Below are 15,157 nucleotides of genomic sequence, written 5' to 3'. Positions count from 1 at the left end.
CGCCGACGGCTGCGGCGATGCGGAGTTTGCGAACGGCGCCAACACCGTTGCAGCTCGTCTTGCCCGCCTTGTAGAGCTCTTTCACCGGGGCCCTGATGTGCATCTCGCGCGCCTCGCCCGACTGCACGGTGAAGATCGGCCACGTCCCGTCCGCCGAACACGAAACCACCTACCACCAGCAGAACACAGAACTCCAGGTCACAGTCACAACCAAGAGTCTCGATCGAACCCGGAACGGTTCAGTGTCCACTCCGCACCGCTATGACGTGTTCGTGTCACTGTTTGAACCTGACATTGCAGGCGGCAACCGCCAGAAGCCCGTCGACGAGCAAGCCCCGCGCCTCGATACAAGATCCAGACCCCTTGGCCAACGATTATGCTGTGCCGCGTTAATCTTCGATGTCCTGCCGCCCAACAGGATTGCCGCAACTGACCGTTGCGCGACGGCCGCCTCCGGGCGTCCTGCCTGCCCGAGGAGTTGTCGTTCGATGAGCGAGCACCGCCCCAAGCCTCCGCATTCCCAGGACGACGAGCCCTCCGCGGCAAGCAGTGCCGCCGAGCAGTCCAACTGCCCAGCCCCTTCCGGGGACACCACCCCGGAGACTCCTTCCGATTCGCACGAGGGCCGGCATCCGAACGGCGAAGACGCCGAGGACGGTCGTACCACCCAGCGTGGCGGTGCCGGCCTGCTCGAGGAGGCGAACACCGGAGACGACGGAGGTGACGGTGGCCAGGGAGGCGACGGAGGCAAGGGCTCGGGCAACGGCCGCGACGGAGACCCTGGCAAAGCCCGCCGCATCAACTATCCGCGTCACAACAAGTACGGATGGCGGCGCTGGGTGCCGTCGTGGAAGCTGGTCACCGGCCTCTGTCTGGGCTTCATCGGCAGCCTGACGGCGGCTACCTCCATTGCCTACGCAATGGTGGAGGTCCCGGACCCGAACAAAGCGTCCGAGGCGCAGAACAACGTCTACTACTGGGCGGACGGCACGCAGATGGCCGCCACCGGTGGCGAGATCAACCGGCAGATCATCCCGATCTCGCAGATCCCCGAGGACATGCAGAACGCGGTGATCTCGGCAGAGAACAAGACGTTCAGGACGGACTCGGGTGTCGACCCGGTGGGTATCGGCCGGGCTCTGGTGAACATGGCCAAGGGTGGGCAGCCCCAGGGTGGCTCCACGATCACCCAGCAGTATGTGAAGAACGCACGGCTCGGCGACCAGTCGCAGACCTTCAGCCGTAAGTTCAAGGAGCTGATTGTCTCCGTCAAGGTAGGCGCCAATATGAGCAAGCCCGAGATCATGGCCGGCTATCTGAACGCCTCGTACTACGGACGTGACGCGTACGGTCTCCAGGCGGCGGCCCGCACGTACTACGGAATCGACGCCAAGGACCTCAACACGGGACAGTGTGCATTCCTGGCCTCGCTCCTGAAGGACACCGTGCACTTCGACCCGGCCGGGTCGGTCGACATCGATCCCGCCGCGACGCCCGAGGCCAACACCGCCCGTGTCACCGACCGCTGGAACTGGATCCTCGACGAGATGCTCAAAGACGGTCACCTCCCTGCCGCGGAGCGGGTCAAGTACAAGAATGTCCCGATGCCGAGAAGCGCCGCCAAGAACGGGCAACTCAGCGGGCAGATCGGCTATCTGGTAGACCTCGCCAAGTCCTACTTCCTCAGCACCAACGACCAGGGCATCGGCGCCGACGAGCTCGCGCAGGGCGGCTATGAGATTCACACGACCTTCCAGAAGGACAAGGTCGACAAGCTGAAGGCCGCGGTCAACCGGATCAAAGATGTGAGAATCGATCCGAAGAAGCGTCCTGCCACGGACACGCACGTGCAGTTCGGTGGTGCCTCGGTCCACCCGAAGACCGGCGAGATTGTCGCCATCTACGGCGGCGAGGACGCGACCAAGCACTTCACCAACGGCGCCGACGAGACCGGTGCCCAGGTCGGATCGACCTTCAAGCCGTTCGTCCTGGCGGCCGCGATGGAAACCGGTGTGCGTGACCCCCTCAAGGCCGAGGACCAGGGGCTGGATGATCGCAAGCTCGTCGATCCCGACAAGAGCGTCTACAACGGCAAGAACAAGCTCAAGATCAAGAAGTACGACGGTTCCGTCTGGACGAACGAGAAGGGAGAGGAGTGGCTGCAGACCAACGACGGCGGCGAGTCGTACAAGAACATCACCTTGCGTGAAGCCATGGTCCACTCCGCCAACTCACCCTTCGTGCAGCTGGGCATGGACATCGGCATCCCGGAGGTCAGGAGGTCGGCGGTGAAGGCCGGCCTGCTCGAGTCCTCCTTGTCCAAGTCGAACGTTCCGTCCTTCTCGATCGGCATTTCCTCCCCCAGCGCCATCCGCATGGCCGGCGCCTACGCGACGTTCGCGGCCAACGGCAAGCAGCGCGACCCGTTCTCCGTCAAAAAGGTCGAGCATGAGGGCAGGACGGTCTACGAGCATGAGGACAGGACCAAGCAGGCCTTCACCACGGCCGTCGCGAGCAATGTGACCGACGTGCTCAGGTCTGTCGTCGACGAGCCCGAGGGCACCGGCAAGAACGCCCGGCTCCCCGGCCGGCAGGTCGCCGGAAAGACCGGTACGACCGACGGCAACAAGTCGGCCTGGTTCGTCGGCTACACGCCGCAGCTGTCGACCGCCATCGACATGTACCGGCTCGACGACAACGAGAAGAACAAGAAGCGCGAATTCCTCGAGATGTACGGCACCGGTGGCCAGGACAAGATCCACGGAGCGTCGTTCCCGTCCGAGATCTGGCAGACCTACATGTCGGAAGCGCTCAAGGGCCAGCCCGTGATGAACTTCCCGGCCCCCGAGCAGATCCGGCCCTGAGGCCATCTGGGCGGCTTGGACGTCGTTTCGTTGGGTGAGTCGACGGTAGCCGATGAGTGCTGCGGCTATGCCGGCGAAGGCGGAGAAGTGTTCCGCCTTCCGCTCGTAGCGGCGGTGGAGTCGGCGGCAGCCGGCCAGCCACGGACACGGTCCTCTCGACGACCCAGCGATGACAGCCAGGTTGCTTCGAGGACTCGATGCCCTGGCGGGCGATGCGGTGCCGGATGCCGCGCGTGCGGAGCCAGCGGCGCAGGTGGTCGTAGTCATAGCCTTTGTCCGCGTGGAGTTCGGCCGGCCGTCGGCGGCGGGGCAGCCTGAGGTGGCCGCGAAGATGATCGCGGCCAGGGCCTCGCGGTCACCCGCCCGCCGTCGGCCTCCACCTTGCGGAAGCATCACCTCCGTGGGCGGCACCACCCGCCGGAACAGCACCCACAACTCGTTGGGCACCAGCCGCTCAACCAGATCGGCCATGAACTGTTCAACGGCCGCCAGCGCCAAAAGAAGCGACGTCTTACTCCCACCCGACCAGGTACCCCCGGTGCCGTACGCACCCCCCGTCGGCGACCAGCGCCGGCTTCCCCGAGTACCAGTCGGGACGCAGCGACAACTCGATGCCGTGGTCGTTCCTCGCCCGGACCCCCGGCAGGCCGGCTCCCGGCTTGCCCCGTCCGGGGGCGGGGACGTCCTCCACCGTCAGGCCCTGCGCGGACCATTCCTCGCGGAGCGCGTCGACCGCTGCCTCGTATGCGGCGCGGCTCGCTAAGTCGGGCGCCCAGGTGACAGTCGGCTGGTCACGGGTGACGCCCTCGGAGTCGCGACCGAGGTCGTCCTTGCACGAGGCGTTGGCCATCTCCTGCCGGTCCACCAGCGACGCGGGGTCCATCCCCAGCCGCCGCACTGCGCCCTCACCCGCCTCCTGCGTGAGCCTCAGGTGCTCGCGGAACGCCGCTTCCGATTTCACCCCGCCGCCCGCCACCCACGCGCAGCCCTGAGCGAGTGCCGCGAGGAGCAGCACCGGCGCCGCAGCGCCCACGATCAGTGCACCCGTGCTGCGCCGGCGGAGCGGCGCGGGGTCCGGGGAGTGCGTGGCGGGAGAGGAGGTCGGCGTCATGGGCCTATCCCAGCAGGCGGAGGGCGCCGAGCAGCACCGCTCCCGTACTCAGACGCCGGTGAGTACACAGGGCGCTCGCACCGGTCTGCCACGACCTGACGGAGTGAGCGGAAGACTGCGTCACATCCACCACCGGGAAGCAACAAGCGGGCGTTCTCCGGTCACGGTGCGCCGAGCACCTCACGCGGACTTTCCGGAAGCCTCGGCCGGGCTGTCATGGCCGGGCCCAAGCCGCCCTCCGCAACCGCATCCGCATCCGCATCCCGGTGAGCCTGCGTACGACGAGGACCACCAGCACGCCGACGGCGATGTCGAGGACATCGGCGACCACGAACAGTCCCACTGCATCCCTGCAGCCCAGGAGGAATGCCCATCTCGCGGACCACGCCTGCCTCGTGAGGCGACACACCCAGCGCGGGCGGAACCAGAAATCGTGGGCGGCACCCATTATTCGGTCACGATGGGCTCAGTCCGATAACTGACTATTTTCACGTATGGAGGAACGGTATGAATTGTGGAGTTCGCGCATAGAGAACGATGAATCTGGAGGTACCACCATGGTCCGTCTCCGTTCGGCCTCGCTGGCCCTGCTGACCGCCGCCGCATGCGTCGCGCTCCCCGGGCCATCGGCCGCGGCCTCCCCCGGCGACACCGCGACCATGTGCTCGAGCTCCTTGACGCCGTCCGGCTGGGTCGATGTGCAGTGGTGGAACAGCTGGGCGTGCGGCATCACGTTCAACCCCAATATGAAGAAAATCCAGCAGGTCTCCGGCATGCCCATCGGCTCCACCGTGAACGCCTGCGCCTCCACATTGCCCCCGGCGGGCTGGGTGCAGTTGAACCGCTTCTACAGCGGCGCCTGCCAGTACTCAGCAGTGCCCAGCCATGACCCCAACACCTGGACGATCAAACGGGTTTCCTGAGGCCGAAAGTCTCCCTCGAAGGGGAGAACGCCGGGTACACCGGCGACTTGGACAACGTTTCCTTTGGGGCTGGCGGCCGTTGGGGACAGTTCATGGCTGATCTGGTTGAGCGGCTGATGCCGGAGTCCTCAAGGCGGAGGCCCGCGGCGGGCGGGTAACCGCGAGGCCCTGGCCGCGATCATCTTCGTGGCCACCGCAGGCTGCACGTGGCGGCAGCTCACGCCGGTGTTCGGCCCGAGCCGGCAGACCTCATCGGCCACCGTCGACTCACCCAATGAAGCAACGTCATAGTGGCATAACGGTCTTTGGCGTGATTGGTTGCCAGACTGTTCGTTGGCCTGGGCATGGGTGGGGACTTGGTGATGTCAGGGCGTAACAGGGAGGCTAGCGAGGTGCCGCGAGAACGTCCCGGAGTACGTCCTCGAGCGTGACGCGGGCCAGCTCGTGTCTCAGGGTCTCCTCGATGCCCTCATAGATGCCCTGCATCGCCGGCTGGATGCCGTAACCCACCACGCATCCCTGGTCCGGGGTGGCGCGGTGCATCGCGAACAGCGGGCCGGGTTCCACTGCCTCGTACACGTCGAGCAGGGTCATCGACCCCAGCTCGCGCGCCAGCGACCAGCCCGCGCCCACGCCCCGCCGGGACTCCACGAGCCCCGCCCTGCGCAGCTCGCCGAGCAGCCGCCTGATCACCACGGGGTTGGTGTTCGCGCTGGTCGCGATCTGCTCGGAGGTGGCGACCTCATGGCCCTGGCGCTGGTAGAGGCCGATCCAGGCCAGCGCGTGGGCGGCGATGGTCAATCTGCTGTTGGCGCTCATGAACCCCTCCTCCCCGGCCGCAACGCTTCATGTTACGACGACGCAGTCGTAACAGCAAAGGTTGCAACGGACCGTCGTAACCATTAGTGTTTCGACTATCGGGAAGAGTCAATCAACGAGGTGAGAAGAATGAGCAAGCCGCTCACGGGCAAGGTCGCCCTGGTCACCGGAGGGTCGCGCGGACTGGGAGCCGCGACCGTACGACTGCTGGCCGAGCAGGGCGCCGACGTTGCGTTCACCTATGTCAGCTCCGAGAAGCAGGCGCAGGCCGTCGTCGACGAGGTGCACGGCAAGGGAGCGAAGGCCGTCGCCTTCAAGTCCGACCAGGCGGACATGAGTCGCGCGCCGGCGCTGATCGACGACGTGGTCGCGCACTTCGGCGGCCTGGACATCCTCGTCAACAACGCGGCGATCTCGGTGGAGCAGGGCCGCACGGTGGACGACCCGGACGCCGACACCGCCGCACTGGACCGGATGCACGCCACCAACTACCTCGGAGTGATCGCCGTCATCCGGGCTGCCTCCCGCGTGATCCGCGCGGGCGGCCGCATCATCACGGTGAGTTCCGGACTGGGCTCCCGGGTCGGTGCCCCGGGTCTTGCCGACTACTCGGCGACCAAGTCAGGGATCGAGAGGTACACCATGGGGGTCGCCCGGGACCTCGGGCCCCGGGACATCACGGCCAACGTCGTGGAGGCCGGACTGATGGAGAACGGCATGCAACCGCCGGACCCCGAGACCCTCAAGGCCATGGTCAGCTCGCTGTCCCTGCAGCGCGTGGGTCACCCCGACGAAATCGCCGCGGCGATCGCCTTTCTGGCGAGCCCCGCCGCGTCGTACGTCACGGGCGCGGTGCTGGACGCCCACGGCGGCTATAACGCCTGAACCGGAACCCTGCCGCGCCCCCGGAGGATGGCATCGCGCCTTGGGAGCGCGCACCGCCGACGAGCACCACCAGCACCATGGCGCACACCCGGCGTGCGGTGGTCCGCTCGTGCAGCACGACGAAGCCGACCACCACCCCCCACGGCAGAGCTCAGCGCGACCAGGAGCCCGAAGGCCGCGTAGACGCGTGGGCGAGTTTCTCGGCTTCGGCGGCGTCAACGCTCAGGCCGTGCACGGTGTTACTCATGAGTCTTTTCCTCTCAGAGCAGGCAGGTTCAGATGGCGGTGCGGCCGCCGTCGACGGCGACGGTCGCGCCGGTGACGTAGCCGGCCTTCGACGAGACGAGGAACACGACGACCTCTGCGACTCGGCGGGCTCGGCCGCGCGCTTCATCACGGTGGTCTCGGCGAGCGCGCCGAACAGGTCGCGGGCCGCGGCTCCCGGGTGTAGACCGGGCCGGGCGCAACGGTGTTGAAGCGAACGCCACGGCTGCTGTACTTGGCCGTCCAGCCCTGCTTCAGGGACGCCAGCGCGGCCTTGGTCGCGCGGTACGCGGCACCGGCGGCCAGGCCAAGACTGTCGATGTTGATCACGCTGCCCGATCCCCTCGTGTGAGCGGCCACGCAATTCCCCATGTCAGGCCACTTGAGCGTCACGTAATTCCCCACCCTCACGGTCTCGGATCCCCAAGGGGGTGGTGGTCGCGAGTGGTGGCCCGGCGAATGCTGTCGGCCGAGCATCCGTGCTAACCGCTCCGGGCCTCGATGAGGAAGCGCTGCGCGTGGTCCACGAAGGGGCCATGGCGCTCGATGAAATCGTGGAGCGCTGCCAGACGGTCGCGGTACTCATTTGCCGTGAAGCCTGGGACGATCCAGACAACCTTGCGGAGGAAGTGGACCACCGCCGCAATGTCGTGGAACTCCATCCGGAGCGCTTCCTGGCGCAGTGCCACAACGTCAAGACCCGCCGCTTCCGCGCCGGCCGCGGCCGCCATCGGGCTCGCGCCGGCTGTGGTCGCCAGCGAGGGGAGAGACCAATGGGCCGCAGCAGGCTGCGGCCCCATCATGAAGTCGGTCAGTTCACGCACGCTGCCAGAGCCCACGTGCTGGGAAAGGTACGCGCCGTTCGGGCGCAGGACCCGGCGGACCTCGTCCCAGCGGGTTACCACCGGATGACGGCTGACCACCAGGTCGAAGTGATCCGATGGGAACGGCAGGTCAGCCGTATCGTCGGCTTCAACGATGGTGCCGTTGAACTTGGCCAGATTGCGCCGGGCGATCTCCAAGTTCGGCCGCCAGGACTCCGTCGCCGCCAGGACCGGTGGGGCAACAGGGATCGAGGCCAGCACCTCTCCCCCTCCGGTCTGGATGTCGAGCGCTGCCTCGGCCCTCGCCATCCGGTCCGCAAGCAGTTTTGCATAACCCCAGGATGGACGCTGCTCGGTTGCGCGACCGGCAAACCAGGAGAAGTCCCAGCCCTCCGTCGGGACGGCTTCACCTTCGGCGACAAGATCTTCGAACCTGGACATGGGGCGAGAATGGCAGACGGCGAAGGTGCCCGCACCAGGATTTCGATGGCGCCGCGGCAGTACCGCTGCCCAGTGAGCGGTCACGATTTTCCCCATCTGGAGTGGTTTGAGCTCCACTTGATTTCGCATGCTCACTGCGACCCAAGCCGACGATCTCTACGAGCTGGTCAGTGAACGGCAGGCGGACCATCTTGGCTCGGGAGCACTGGAACTGCCCCTGATCGCACGAGCCGTCCTCTACCTTTGACTTTGGCCATCGCTCCGCCATTTACGGCGCAGGTGAAGGCCATCTCGGAACTGCTCTGACCCGAACGTGAGCATGAGTCCGCAGTGTTGTCCTCAGCCAGCAGGGCGCTGTTGGTTCTCGATGGACTGCTTGACGACCGTCAGTGGTGCTCCACCGCAGGACCCGGCGAAGTAGGAGCCGGACCAGAAATGACCGCCCCACAGGTACCGGCGCACATGCGCGTCGTACTCCTGGCGGAGTCTTCGCGAGCTGACGCCCTTGAGGCTATTGACCAGCTTGGAGAGGTGCACTTTGGGCGGGAGACGCACCGCGGTCTCGGTCACATCAAAGTCTTTGGCGACCTGACCGACCGAGCACTCCCCGCGCTCGCACAGCTCAACGATTTCGGCCTTGAACTCCAGCGTGAACGAACGACGAGGACGAGTTCTTCCCGCGCGAGCGGGGGTGGTCCGCGCTGCGAGGCGACATTCCTCGTCTTCAGCGTGGCTCCGTGAGCCAGGTCCCTGTTCTTTGGACCGACCGATCGACCGACCGACTGACGGGCTCAGACTCTGGAACCGTCTACCGTCCCCCTGGGGGACCCGGTGGCCAGGTGCCGGGGGCGGTTTGGGCCCGAGAACCGGCGGATGAGGTCGGCTCGCGAGGTGATGCCCAACTGCTGGAAGACGCGGCGCAGGTGGCACGACGATGCGTGGGCTCAGGCACAGCCGGGCCACCACCTCCTTGTTGGTCGCACCCCCGCGACCACCAGCACGATCTGCCGTTGACGGGGGATCAGATTCGTTGCCCTGCTGTCGGTTTCGCCGGCGTCCTGGTCCGCTGAACTCCCGCGGGCACCGTTGGCACGCAGCCCGGAACGGGCCCGAGCGAGCCACCGTTGTCGCGGTCGGCGGCCGGATGCGGGCGCAGAGCGCGCCGGAACCTACCGCGCGAGCCGGTGCGGAGTGGCGGTTGCCTCGGTCCACTTTCCGGAGGCGATATCGAGCTGGGCCAAGCCCCACAGGCCGAGCGTCGAGGCAAGCCCCACTCCTGGGCTCCCGCTTTGCCAACGCTGCGGGGCGCGTACCGCTGCCCAGGTCCCGGCGTCATCCGCGGGCCTGGCAGCCAGCATCAACTACGTCGCTCACGCCGCTCCCGACACCTGGAAAAATACGAGCCGGGCATGACGTGGCCCGCCCGCCAGGCTGCAAGGGTTCCTCCGGACTCGCCTCCCAGGTGGAGCAGCTCGACGGTGCAATGTGCTACGTCCAGGACCATCACCCAGTCACCGTCGCGATCAGCATCGTGAAACTGGACACTGGTGCCGCCTGCCTCCGCATGGCAGGGGCTCATTAGATGCGAGCGGAAGCGTCCGACGTCATCAGGACGCCACAGCGCTGTCCCGGCAGTCGGGGCACAAGCCCCAGAGGGTCACGGCGGCCTCCTGGGTCTCGTATTCCTACGGCAACTGTGGCTCCATACAGGGAGCCGCACCCACCGTGCACTCGACGTCACGGATGGCGCCGCAGCGACGGCACACGAAGTGGTGGTGGTTGTCGTGCTGCTCGATCTCGTAGCGAGAGGGATGACCGGGAATCTGTCCAGCCTCGTCCGCTGTATCGCTATCTGCGTCGCGCAACGGGAACTCCCGGCATTCGCACCCCGCCCGGAATACGTGCCTTCGCCACCCGCATCCACGCCGTCGCCTGAGGCCAGGCAGCCGCTGGAGCACCGGCAGGCCGGCCGGGCCTGGTCGTACGAGCAGGAGAAGGCATAAAGCCGTGAGCGCGCCGGCGAGCGGTCTCATGCGGCCCAGTTCTTGATGAATCGGGTGGGTACAGGGTTGAGAGCGTCGATGTTGGGCCGCCATCTGGCGGCGACTGTGAGCCACCGGATAGATCTCGAAGAGGGCTTCCTCCCGTGGCGGGATCGGGGGGCATCGTGGAGCGGAAGATCACCTGACGCCGTTGGGGGCCGTTCGAAGGTTTCCGCCACGCTTCCAGGGCCAGGACACCCCGGCGTCCCACTTCACGGAGGAAGAATCCGCACCTGGTGTGAGGCGGTGACCGGTAATCGCTCGACAGTGGTCTGCGGTTCCGACATCCTGCGGAGCGACAACGTGAACAGACCCCAGGGAGAAGGCCGTTGAACCCCATCATCCGCCACATCACCTTCGACTGCACCGGCGAACCGTACGAACTCGCCCAGTTCTGGAGCGCGTTGCTCGGGCGCCCGGTGTCCGACGAGGACAAACCGGGTGATCCGGAGGCACTGATCGAGGACCCGGACGGTGGTCCAGGTCTGCTGTTCGTACGGGTAGAGGAGGGCAAGACGGCCAAGAACCGAGTCCACTTCGACCTGCAGCCTACGGGGCGTAACCGGGCCCAGGAGGTCGAGCGGGCCCTGGAGTTGGGTGCCCGGCAGCTCGCGGACCGCACCCTGCCGGACGGCAGGGGCTGGGTCGTCATGGCCGATCCGGAGGGTAACGAGTTCTGCGTCGAGCGAGGAGAGCTGGGCTGACGCCTGCGCCGGTCGTACATGGCGAAGGCCCGTGCTCTGTTGAGGGAGTATGGGTCTTCCGTCTCTCCAGACCCGCACGTGCGTGGCTCGTGTCACGGGCGAAGAGCCCGGACAGCACCACACGGGAGCATGAACAAGATTCGCTGTCCCGACCAGCTCGTGCGCAGGCGCAGCTGAGCCCATTCCACGCCCAGAACGTGCTTGACTCCACCAGTTCCGCGAGAGGCATCCGCGAGCAGTGCGGCCTTGAGCGGCGCTGCGCCGCGCCTCCATGACCGAGGACAACAGCTCCTGACGCCCCGTCTCCTCCTCTTCGCAGCTGTGCCGCACCACGATGATCAGGCTCGTCATGCAGACCTTCAACGTGCCGATGGAGAAGTACCGCCAGGCCGTGATGCCAGCGATCGAGTTGTTGAGGATCGGGCCGTACAGGGCGCGCGCGGTCCTCGGTCTCCGGCCCGATCCCCTGGTCGAAAGAGCAACGACCGGTGCCGGCGGGTCTGTGCCTCCCTGCTCGACACCGGCCTGCCACCCGCCGTGCCCTGGGCCGTTCTGGCCGCGATACCTCTGCTCGCGGTCGCGCTGCTGCCCTGCCGGCCGTAGGGAGGACGGGTCCGTTCACCGGTCTCGCGAAACAGGACTTCGTCGACGGCAGTTGTCGACGGTTGTTGTCGTCCGAATCAAGCCGGAGCGGCTCGGAGCGGGCTGTCTGGGGTGAACGTGACGGGCAGGCGCTCGGGGCCGCGCAGACCGCCAGGCCGCCAGCGCAGCTCGCCGGGCGCCACGGCCAGAGCGAGGCCAGGAAGGCGGCGCAGGGCGGTGCCGATGGCGACCTGACCCTCCAACCGGGCCAGCGGCGCCCCGAGGCAGTAGTGGATGCCGTGCCCGAATGCGAGGTGGGCCTTGTCTTGCCGGGTGATGTCCAGGCGGTCGGGGTCGGGGAACTTCGCCGGATCGCGGTCGGCGATGGCGGAGGCGATCAGCACGGTCGCGCCGCGTGGAATGGTCACGCCCGCGATGGAGACGTCCTCGCGCGCGAACCGGGCGATGCCGGGGTTGACCGGTCCGTCGTAGCGGAGGAATTCCTCGATCGCGTCCGGCAGCAGCGCCGGATCGTCCCGCAGCTTCTGCAGCTGGTCGGGGTGTGCGAGCAGCGCGGCGATGCCGCCGCCGATCAGGTTGACGGTGGTGATGTATCCGGCTGCCAGCAGCAAGAAGGACATGGCGATCAGCTCGTGCTCGTCCAGCCGCTGCTCCTCGTCCCGGGCGATGATCAGCGCGCTGAGCAGGTCGTCCCCTGGCCGTGCTCGTTTGGCATCGAGCAGCTTGGTCAGGTACGAGCGCATGTGCTGCCACGCCGCGTCCACCACGGCCGGCTCCGGCAGCTCCGCTCGGCGCAGGATCATGTCGTCGGTCCACCGCTGGAAGTCGTGACGGTCGGTCACGGGTACTCCGAGCAGTTCGCTGATGACGGTGACCGGAAGAGGCAGCGCGAAGTCCTCGACGAGGTCGGCGCGACCGGCCGGCACGACGGCGTCGAGCAGTCGGTCGGTGATCGCCTGGACGCGGGGCCGCAGCTCGGCCACCCTCCGCGCGGTGAACGCCTTCGAGACCAGGCGGCGCAGGCGGGTGTGGTCGGGCGGGTCGGAGCGGAGCATGTTGCACAGCAAGGACTCGCGTTCCGGCGCGGGCAGCTGCCGCATGAGCCGGGGATCGGACGCGTCGCGGATGTCGCTGCTCAGCCTCGGGTCGGACAGAGCTGCGAGGCCGTCGTCGTACCGCGTGACCAGCCAGGCTTCGAGGCCCCCGGCGATAACGGCGCGCCGCACGGGGCCATCCTCGCGCAGCTGATGGTAGAGCGGGAAGGGGTCCGCCACGAAGCCCGGGTCAGCGTAGGGCAGAAGGACCGGCTGCTGGCTCATCATGCCTCCCGTAGTACGTCTCATGCCCCGGAAGTAGGTTGCGATCATGTGCGGCGGACTTGCCAAGTTTGATGCTATATATACCAGTGTGTAGATCCCGGGATTTCACCGCAGGAGAGGCGACACGATCGTGGTGGGCGGTGGCCCGCCGGTATGGTCCTCGGCCTACCGCTGGCCCGGGCCGGCGTGGCGGTCACGGTCCTCGAGAAGCGCGGTGACTTCCGGACCAGCCGCATGATCGCAGTCCTGGAGCTGATAGGCGAGCTACAGGTTTCTTCCAACGCCTCCGTCACGCGGCCCGCGAGTCCCACAAGGTGCGGCCGAGTTCCTGACGGGTGAGGAGGGCCTCCAAATGTTCGTGACCCAAGGCTCGCTATGTTCGTGGCCCAAGGCCCGCTCCTGATCAGGCAGGAGTGCGCGCTCCCGGGGGGTGCCCCTATCTCTTTGGTCAAGGTGGATGGGTGCTGTTTTAGGGCGTCTGGAACGATGTGCCCGTGCATGTTGATGATGAGACGGTGGCCGTGGGCGGGAACGGACCGGAGTGGACGGGTGCGGTGAGTCAGCGTCTCCGTTGCTGTGTCTGTGGTGGGTTGACTGATGGCGCCGGGGACTACGTGCTCGTCGAACTGACGGCGCAGTTCTCTGACGCGCGCCAATGGCTGGGTGCGCATGCAGAGCACCTGAACTCCGTCCTTGCAGAGGGGTTCTCCGTGGAGGTTCACGAGATGTAGGGCTGCCGTCATGGGCCTGCACGATCTTGGTTCGCAGGCAGGGCCGGTTGCCCTCACCTCGCTCCGGGTGTCCGGGGTTCGTAGAAGGTTCCGTCGCGGAGCATGGCGAACAGGACGTCGGCTCGTCGTCGGGCGAGGCAGAGTAGGGCTTGGGTGTGGTGCTTGCCCTGGGTGATCTTCTTGTCGTAGTAGGCGCGGGATGCCGGGTCGGCCAGGGCGGCGAATGCGGAGAGGAAGAATGCCCGTTTGAGCTGCTTGTTTCCTCTCCGGGATGGCTGTTCGCCGCGGATCGAGGATCCTGAGCTGCGGGTCGCGGGGGCGAGTCCTGCGTAGGCGGCGAGGTGGCCTGCGGTCGGGAAGGTGCGGCCGTCGCCGACCTCGATCAGGATCCGGGCTCCGGTCCTGACGCCTATGCCCGGCATCGACGTCAGGACCTTCGAAAGAGGGTGGGCCTCCAGGAGTTGCTCGATCCGCCCGGCCAGCAGCTTGCGCTGGTCAAGGACGGCGGTCAGCGATCCGGCCAGGCTCGGGACGATCATCGCGGCAGCCTCTGTCCCCGGAACGGTGACGGTCTGCTCGTCCAGAGCGGTGAAGATGTCCTCGACCAGCCGTTCGGCCATCCGCGGGGCCTTCGGCCGTAACAGGGTGACCAGCCGTCGCCTACCAGCCTGGCGGATCTGGGCGGGTGACCCGAACCGCTCCAGCAGAGCGAGGACCGCCGGGTGTTGCAACCGCCGCCCCAGCACCCGCTCCAGCGACGGATGGATCTGCGTCAGCAGGCCGTGCAGCCGGTTCGCGACCCGGGTGGCCTCGCCGGCCAGGTCGTCGTCGAAGCCAACGATCATCTCCAGCTCGGCGATGGTCTCGTCCTCGCCGTCGATGGCCCGCAGCGTGTGGGGCATCGCCCGGGCGGCGTCCGCGATGATGAACGCGTCCTTCGCATCGGTCTTCGCCTCGCCGGGGTAGAGGTCGGCGATTCGCCGCATCGTCAGGCCGGGCAGATAGGCGACTTCGCAGCCCATGTCGCGGGCGACCGCCAGCGGCAGGGCACCGATCGAGGCCGGCTGGTCGACCACGACCAGCACCGTTCCGTGCTTGGCCTGCAGCTTGGCGAACAGCTCGCGGAGCTTGGGTTCGGTGTTGGGCAGCCGCTTGTCGAAGGCCTTCTTGCCGGCCGGGGTGACGGCGGTGGCGTGGTGTTCGCCCTTGCCGACGTCCAGGCCGAGGAAGACGTCGATGTCGCCGGTGTCGATCACGTGCAGGCCCCTCCATCACGCTTTCGTCCGGCCTTGCCTCGGCACCGAGCTGCCACATCCACGTTACGGAGAGCTCTTCCGGCTCGGGTGAAGCCGGTGCTCAAGCCCCTCATCAGCGGTCCGTCGATGCCTCCGAGCCCGGTGACACCACCCCCCGGATCATGAACCGCAACAAGGGGGGAAGTCATGCCGGACCCGAAGGCCGGAGGCCCCATTGCGGAGCCACGAAGAAGGTAACGGGGGGCGCCGGCTCGGCGTAAGACAGGTGAGCAGCTCGGTACCGGAGTGCTGGAGCAGGTCGAAGGACCAGGTGCGCGGACTGCTCCCGCTCCAGCAACGCGACCGTTCGCGGCTGGCGATTCCTCCAGTGC

Annotated in this window: 14 protein-coding genes and 2 pseudogenes; 5 read left to right on the top strand and 11 right to left on the bottom strand. The window is 67.1% G+C overall.

Going from position 1 to position 15,157, the window contains the following annotated elements; genetic code table 11:
• The first annotated feature begins 488 nt into the window (after window positions 1–488).
• Complete coding sequence (locus tag ACFWDI_RS09375) at window positions 489–2,864, top strand: transglycosylase domain-containing protein (protein ID WP_385302387.1); 2,376 nt, start codon at window positions 489–491, stop codon at window positions 2,862–2,864.
• A gap of 42 nt (window positions 2,865–2,906) precedes the next feature.
• On the opposite strand, the pseudogene ACFWDI_RS09370 reads toward ACFWDI_RS09375, so the two are convergent.
• From ACFWDI_RS09370 to ACFWDI_RS09360, 3 genes and pseudogenes are all read right to left on the bottom strand, one after another.
• A pseudogene (locus tag ACFWDI_RS09370) lies at window positions 2,907–3,168 on the bottom strand (transposase); the annotation flags it as partial.
• Window positions 3,169–3,375: 207 nt separating this feature from the next.
• Window positions 3,376–3,975 carry a hypothetical protein gene (locus tag ACFWDI_RS09365; protein ID WP_385302385.1) on the bottom strand — a complete coding sequence of 200 codons (600 nt, stop codon included), beginning with the start codon at window positions 3,973–3,975 and terminating at the stop codon, window positions 3,376–3,378.
• A 214-nt stretch (window positions 3,976–4,189) separates the two neighbouring features.
• Window positions 4,190–4,318, bottom strand: a complete 129-nt coding sequence (locus ACFWDI_RS09360; protein ID WP_385302382.1) for a hypothetical protein — start codon at window positions 4,316–4,318, stop codon at window positions 4,190–4,192.
• Between the two features lie 214 nt (window positions 4,319–4,532).
• Here ACFWDI_RS09360 and ACFWDI_RS09355 point away from each other — a divergent pair, with 214 nt between their 5' ends.
• Together ACFWDI_RS09355 and ACFWDI_RS09350 are read left to right on the top strand one after the other, a co-directional pair.
• Entirely contained in the window at window positions 4,533–4,898 is a 366-nt protein-coding gene (locus ACFWDI_RS09355) for a hypothetical protein (protein WP_385302381.1), read from the top strand.
• 126 nt (window positions 4,899–5,024) lie between these two features.
• Window positions 5,025–5,150: pseudogene (locus ACFWDI_RS09350) on the top strand (transposase); the annotation flags it as partial.
• Window positions 5,151–5,282: 132 nt separating this feature from the next.
• On the opposite strand, the gene ACFWDI_RS09345 reads toward ACFWDI_RS09350, so the two are convergent.
• Window positions 5,283–5,717 (bottom strand): Rrf2 family transcriptional regulator, encoded by a 435-nt coding sequence (locus ACFWDI_RS09345; protein WP_385302379.1) that lies wholly within the window; start codon window positions 5,715–5,717, stop codon window positions 5,283–5,285.
• A gap of 129 nt (window positions 5,718–5,846) precedes the next feature.
• Here ACFWDI_RS09345 and ACFWDI_RS09340 point away from each other — a divergent pair, with 129 nt between their 5' ends.
• Window positions 5,847–6,602 (top strand): SDR family NAD(P)-dependent oxidoreductase, encoded by a 756-nt coding sequence (locus ACFWDI_RS09340; protein ID WP_385302376.1) that lies wholly within the window; start codon window positions 5,847–5,849, stop codon window positions 6,600–6,602.
• Window positions 6,603–6,877: 275 nt separating this feature from the next.
• Here ACFWDI_RS09340 and ACFWDI_RS09335 read toward each other — a convergent pair whose 3' ends face one another.
• The 5 genes from ACFWDI_RS09335 to ACFWDI_RS09315 form a co-directional block, all read right to left on the bottom strand.
• Complete coding sequence (locus ACFWDI_RS09335; RefSeq protein WP_385302466.1) at window positions 6,878–6,955, bottom strand: hypothetical protein; 78 nt, start codon at window positions 6,953–6,955, stop codon at window positions 6,878–6,880.
• Between the two features lie 40 nt (window positions 6,956–6,995).
• Window positions 6,996–7,226 carry an SDR family NAD(P)-dependent oxidoreductase gene (locus tag ACFWDI_RS09330; protein WP_385302374.1) on the bottom strand — a complete coding sequence of 77 codons (231 nt, stop codon included), beginning with the start codon at window positions 7,224–7,226 and terminating at the stop codon, window positions 6,996–6,998.
• A gap of 122 nt (window positions 7,227–7,348) precedes the next feature.
• Window positions 7,349–8,131, bottom strand: coding sequence for a class I SAM-dependent methyltransferase (locus ACFWDI_RS09325; RefSeq protein ID WP_385302373.1), 783 nt, complete (start codon window positions 8,129–8,131; stop codon window positions 7,349–7,351).
• Window positions 8,132–8,470: 339 nt separating this feature from the next.
• Entirely contained in the window at window positions 8,471–9,061 is a 591-nt protein-coding gene (tnpA, locus tag ACFWDI_RS09320) for an IS200/IS605 family transposase (protein WP_385302463.1), read from the bottom strand.
• Between the two features lie 755 nt (window positions 9,062–9,816).
• Window positions 9,817–10,164, bottom strand: a complete 348-nt coding sequence (locus ACFWDI_RS09315) for a transcriptional repressor (protein ID WP_385302370.1) — start codon at window positions 10,162–10,164, stop codon at window positions 9,817–9,819.
• A gap of 338 nt (window positions 10,165–10,502) precedes the next feature.
• On the opposite strand from ACFWDI_RS09315, the gene ACFWDI_RS09310 reads away from it, so the two are divergent.
• Window positions 10,503–10,877 carry a VOC family protein gene (locus ACFWDI_RS09310; RefSeq protein ID WP_385302368.1) on the top strand — a complete coding sequence of 125 codons (375 nt, stop codon included), beginning with the start codon at window positions 10,503–10,505 and terminating at the stop codon, window positions 10,875–10,877.
• 680 nt (window positions 10,878–11,557) lie between these two features.
• On the opposite strand, the gene ACFWDI_RS09305 is transcribed toward ACFWDI_RS09310, so the two are convergent.
• Window positions 11,558–12,799 (bottom strand): cytochrome P450, encoded by a 1,242-nt coding sequence (locus ACFWDI_RS09305; RefSeq protein ID WP_385302462.1) that lies wholly within the window; start codon window positions 12,797–12,799, stop codon window positions 11,558–11,560.
• A 784-nt stretch (window positions 12,800–13,583) separates the two neighbouring features.
• Window positions 13,584–14,786 (bottom strand): IS110 family transposase, encoded by a 1,203-nt coding sequence (locus ACFWDI_RS09300; protein WP_385302367.1) that lies wholly within the window; start codon window positions 14,784–14,786, stop codon window positions 13,584–13,586.
• Window positions 14,787–15,157 lie beyond the last annotated feature (371 nt).

This window comes from Streptomyces sp. NPDC060064 (assembly GCF_042736455.1).
GTDB lineage: Bacteria > Actinomycetota > Actinomycetes > Streptomycetales > Streptomycetaceae > Streptomyces.
The sequence above is the reverse complement of the archived record's forward strand: the minus strand, read 5'-3'. Positions and strand labels throughout refer to the sequence as shown.